This window comes from Vibrio sp. 10N.222.46.A1 (assembly GCF_041473595.1).
GTDB classification, from domain to species: Bacteria; Pseudomonadota; Gammaproteobacteria; order Enterobacterales; family Vibrionaceae; genus Vibrio; species Vibrio tasmaniensis_A.
Genome location: NZ_JBFRSN010000583.1, coordinates 1 through 5,653, shown reverse-complemented (window position 1 = coordinate 5,653; position 5,653 = coordinate 1). Strand labels below are relative to the sequence as shown.

The window sequence follows — 5,653 nt, the reverse complement described above, 5'->3', positions numbered from 1 at the left end:
GGGAAATGAAAGTTACCCAAAAGGCCATTGACGCTATTGCAAAGACACGCCCCGAACTTGCCGCTGACATTTATATGGTGGCGATCGAGGAAGCCAATGGTGAACTTGCGGGTCTAACCGAAATGATGGTCCGTTGGGCAAATGAAGACCCGTATTTATCGCCAAAGCAAGGATATAATGGAGAGACTCCGAAGGATTTGGGCTTTGACGCTAAATATCACATCGAACTTGGCGAACATTATTCAGACTTCAAACAATGGTTGGAAAAATCACAGGCGAACGATTTACTAAGCAAAGCTGTCTTGGATGAAGCGACGAAAACTGTCCACTTGGGTTACAGTTACCAAGAGCTTCAAGACTTGACCGGGGTTGAGTCTGTTCAGATGGCTTTCTATTTCTTGAAAGAAGCAGCTAAGTCGTCGGATCGGAGCTCCGGCGATTCAGCTGAAATGATCTTGCTAAAGAAATTCGCAGACAGAAACTATGTTTCTCAAGTTGAAGCCGGTCGAATGGATCAAATTAAAGGTATTTACCACAGTAGTCATGAGACAGATGTTGAGAGCTGGGATCGCCAATATTCTGGTATTGGATACGAAGACCTAAGTAAGAAACTTGCCGAAAAGAAGAATGTCGAAGAGCAGCTTTCTCTACTTCTAAATGACCGTAAAGGTCTTTTAATTGGCGAAGTACATGGCAGCGATGTTAATGGTTTGCGCTTTGTTAATGAGCAAATGGATGTACTCAAGAAGCAAGGTATCACTGTCATTGGTCTAGAGCACCTGCGTTCGGATCTTGCGCAGCCACTGATTGACAATTATCTGGCTACTGGTGTGATGTCCAATGAATTAAGTGCAATGCTCAAAACTAAGCATATAGACGTTACTTTGTTTGAAAATGCACGTTCAAATGGTATGCGCATTGTTGCTCTTGATGCGAATATTACGGCTCGCCCTAACATTCAAGGGACAGAGCATGGGTTGATGTATCGGGCTGGAGCTGCAAATAATATAGCGGTAGACACGTTGCAAAAATTGCCAGCGGGTGAAAAATTTGTTGCTATCTATGGGAGAGCACATTTGCAATCTCACAAAGGCATTGAAGGGTTTGTTCCTGGCATTACCCATCGTTTAGGTTTACCGGCACTTAAAGTGAGTGAAACGAACCAATTCAAGATTGAGAAGGATGATGTGAGTCTACGTGCTGTTTACGAAGATGTCGTGAATAAACCAAAGATTGTTTTCACTAGCTCCTTAAGTGGAGAGGACGGTCATGTTAATAATAAACATGTTGATAGTTGGAAGCGTGTTGAAGTTCTACCTCAAACGGGTGGCGGGGAAACTCGATTTGATGGACAAGTTATTGTTCAAATGGAGAACGACCCTGTGGTGGCTAAAGCTGCGGGGAACTTAGCAGGTAAACATCCTGATAAGAGTGTGGTAGTTCAACTTGATTCAGACGGAAACTATCGAGTGGTGTTTGGTGACCCCTCGAAGCTTGATGGAAAGGTTAGATGGCAATTAGTTGGTCATGGCCGTGGTGATTCAGAAAACAATAATATGCGCATGAGTGGTTATAGTGCTGATGAATTAGCAGTCAAGCTTGCTAAATTGAATCAAGCCTTCAGTGGATCAGGAAGCATCACCACTCAACCTGATCATATTAGCGTCGTGGGCTGTTCTTTAATTAGTGATGACAAACAGAAAGGCTTTGGTAAGCAGCTTATTAAAGCGATGGATATAAATGGAATTCGTAGCGATGTTTCAGTCCGGAGCTCAGAGGTTGCGGTTGACTCAACTGGTCGTAAACACACTCGTGATGCTAATGGCGACTGGGTACAAAAAGCGCCACAACACAAAGTTACATTTAGTTTGGATGCTCAAGGTGAAGTGACGACGAAAGAAGAGCGTATTCGAAATGGCATTGCTGAAGGAAACATTAATCTTTCTCACGTTGGTATGAGCAAGACGGACGAGTCTGTCCGTGGGGCTATTGGTGAAAACAACAATGTTTTTGAGGCACCAGAAAAAAGAAAAATAAATCAAGGAACCTCCTCAACTTCAGGAAACAGCAATCAGCTCAGCTACTCTGGGAACATCCAAGTGAATGTGGGCGATGGCGAGTTTACCGCGGTGAATTGGGGCACATCTAACGTTAGCATTAAAGTGGGCACTGGTGGCTTTAAGTCATTGGCATTTGGTGATAACAATGTGATGGTTCATATCGGTAATGGTCAGAGCAAACACAGCTTCGATATCGGTGGCTATCAGGCTCTGGAAGGTGCGCAGATGTTTATCGGAAATCGCAACGTGAGCTTCAACTTAGGACGAAGCAATGATTTGATTGTGATGCTGGATAAATCGATCCCAACCCCACCACTTGTTAACCCGTTTGATGGGGCCGCTCGTATTTCTGGAGTTCTGCAAGGTATAGCAAATTCGGGCAAAGGCAAAGATTGGGTTTCTGCTCAAAATCAACAGTGGACATTGTCAGGCGCGAAGAAGTTCGTTAAAGATATGTCTGGTTTAGATCAAAGTAGCAGTGTTGACTATGACACTCTTGTGAGTTTGGATTCGCAAAATGGACGTAGTAGCCGAGGTTTGAAGAATGACACTGAAGCTGTTCTGAACAAGAAGTTCAACAAATGGTTAGGTGGTAATGACACCAGTGCAAACAAACTAAGTCGCGCAGATAAGTTTCGTCAAGCGAATGAGAAGTTAGCATTTAACTTCGCTGTTGGTGGTCAAGGTGCGGATATTCAGGTCACGTCGGGCAATTGGAATTTTATGTTTGGTGACAATATCCAGTCTATCCTTGATACCAATCTAGGTTCTTTGTTTGGCTTAATGACACAGCAGTTCTCTGCAACAGGTCAAGCGAAAACAACCTTCACATATAACCCTAAAGATTTACCCCGACAGTTAAAGAATAAACTACTTGGCCAGTTGTCTGGTGTGGGTGCGGATACGACACTTGGGGACATCTTCGGTGTGGATTACACCGCATCTGGGCAAATTCTTGCTCGTAATGGTAAGCCGGTAGACGGGGTTGCAATCCTCAAAGATATGCTGGAAGTGATTGGTGAGTTTAGTGGTGATCAACTTCAAGCTTTCGTCGATCCTACTAAGCTGTTAGACGATTTGAAATCGGGAATTGATATGGGCGCAGATGGCCTTAAGTCGTTCGCAGAAACTCATGGTTTGAAAGAAAAAACGCCAGAAGAGAAAGAGGATAAAGCATCAGTTTCCGTTAATGGGACCAACGTAAATGGTGTTCAAAAAAGTCGCGATGAGGCTACAACGCCTGAAAAAACCCCGAAAAAAGATCGTGCATTTGGTTTTAATTCGTTCAGTCTACCTAACTTGTTTACGACTATCTTTAGCCAAGATAAGCAAAAAGAGATGAAATCGTTGGTAGAAAACCTGAAAGGGAACCTAACGAAAGATCTACTGAATATGAAAGAAAAAACATTCGATTTCTTAAGTAAGAGTGGTCATTTAAAAGGGGATGGTGATGTCCATGTTTCTCTAGGAAACTATAACTTCAACTGGGGTGGCGACGGCAAAGATTTAGGGGCTTATCTAGGGGATAACAACAACTTCTGGGGCGGTCGAGGTGACGATGTGTATTACGCAACTGGTACATCCAATATTTTTACCGGCGGTGAAGGTAATGATATGGGCGTTCTTATGGGGCGTGAAAATATGATGTTTGGTGGTGAAGGTAATGATACTGCTGTGGTCGCTGGACGAATTAACCATGTTTTCCTTGGTGCTGGTAATGATCAAGCATTTGTCTTTGGGGAAGGTGGACAAATTGATACCGGAACAGGGCGAGATTATGTTGTGACTTCTGGTAATTATAACCGCGTGGATACAGGTGATGAGCAAGATTACTCAGTTACGATCGGTAATAACAACCAAGTAGAGTTAGGTTCGGGGAACGACTTTGCCAATGTCTTTGGGAACTATAATCGTATCAATGCTGACACTGGTAACGATGTGGTCAAGCTGTTGGGTTATCACGCAGTGTTGAACGGCGAGGAAGGGGACGATCACTTGATTGCAGCGGCCATGTCAAAGTTCAGTCAGTTCAATGGCGGTGAAGGACATGATTTGATGGTACTTGGTGGATACCAAAATACATTCAAAGGTGGGACTGGTGTCGACAGTTTTGTCGTGAGCGGTGATGTTATCGACAACCTTGTTGAAGACATCCGTAGTGAAGATAAGATTGTGTTCAATGGCATTGATTGGAATAAACTGTGGTTTGAGCGTAGTGGTTATGATTTAAAACTTTCTATATTACGTGATCCTGAAAGCGATACTAACCAAGCGAAGTTTGAACATATTGGTTCTGTCACTTTCGCTGATTACTTCAATGGTAATCGTGCACAAGTTGTTGTTGATATGAGAGATAAGGATGCGAAAGGTGAACGAGATTATACCGCGTTATCTGCCACCTCGATTGACGCATTGGTTCAAGCTATGAGTGGTTTTGCGCCTCAGGGTGGCGACAATGGCTTTATGGATAACCTTGATAGTAAGTCTCGAGTTGCTATCACTAAGGCATGGTCCGATGTTTCTAGAGGGAAAAACGCTTTTGCATAGCTAATAAACTATAATTTCAAACATTAATCTAAGCCGTCTTCTTTTTGAAGCCGGCTTTTTTATTTTAATTCTCATACAATGATTGATTTAACTTCATCTGGAAAGCATTTTTAAAGTGTCTGATTGTTAGGTGGTTAAGGCATACGTTGTTGCATAGATCGAGTTGGTGGTAATATCATCGCGTAATATGTAAGAGTGGTTATGTTACTCTGTATTAATGATGCGTGATTAAAGTATGGAAATGTGCGATACGCCATGGAAAGCGACGTAGAGGGTTTGACGACTCAGATAATGCTCTTCTATGAAAAAGAGCATCATATCTCCCGCTTCGAACGCTACAAGATTTCATTGATTCTCTGTTTTTAAAGTGTTTGGCGAGGACGAATAGAAAGTCAGAAAGTACGGCCATGAAAACGGAGAACTTGGCGAACGCTCTATCTCACAGTGGATGTAGGTACGCATGAAATCTTTGTGTAGAGGTAAACCTCGTCGATGTAGTAATAGTGTAGTGCTGCCAACATTACTTAATCTACCTCGAAGAAAGAGCAATGATATGTCAGGTAACGGAGCTTGTGATACGAAGGTGTACCATTAAGTACTGCCCCGAAAAGGTATTATTCCGTTAACCTCACAGCGTAAAAATACAAGTAACTGGGAGCCTGGGCATTCGAGATATGACGCAATAGGAGTGTTAAAAAGTGATGCAATAGCCCAGTGGAAAGTTCACTCCGATTATCACGTTCGAGCAATATTTGAAACAGTAATTTTACGATCTAAGGGGGTCACTAGTGGTGAATGAGCTTGAGGAATTAGAATTCTCCGGTAGGTTGTTAGTATGTTTTTATGCATATGTACCTTAGTCAGCTAATTTTCCTATAGAGCTTAAAGGTTCCGACTTTCCGATTAATGAGCTAAATCAATCTTAGAATGTGGCTCAATCCAGCATCGATGTTAATGGAATAAGAAGTGCATAACAACAGTATCAAAATCTGTGAAAAATAAAACATTTTCAAAGCTGAATTTTAAACTTAAATATGGTTAAATAT

1 protein-coding gene is annotated in these 5,653 nt (G+C 42.4%); it reads left to right on the top strand.

Going from position 1 to position 5,653, the window contains the following annotated elements; translation table 11 throughout:
* Window positions 1–74 precede the first annotated feature (74 nt).
* Window positions 75–4,607, top strand: coding sequence for a C80 family cysteine peptidase (locus AB4496_RS16420; protein ID WP_372131385.1), 4,533 nt, complete (start codon window positions 75–77; stop codon window positions 4,605–4,607).
* The last annotated feature ends 1,046 nt before the right edge of the window (window positions 4,608–5,653 follow it).

Bases quoted from the DNA above. Each gene is read 5' to 3' on its own strand.
- AB4496_RS16420 (WP_372131385.1), top strand. From the start codon at position 75: ATGGTGGCGATCGAGGAAGCCAATGGTGAACTTGCGGGTCTAACCGAA.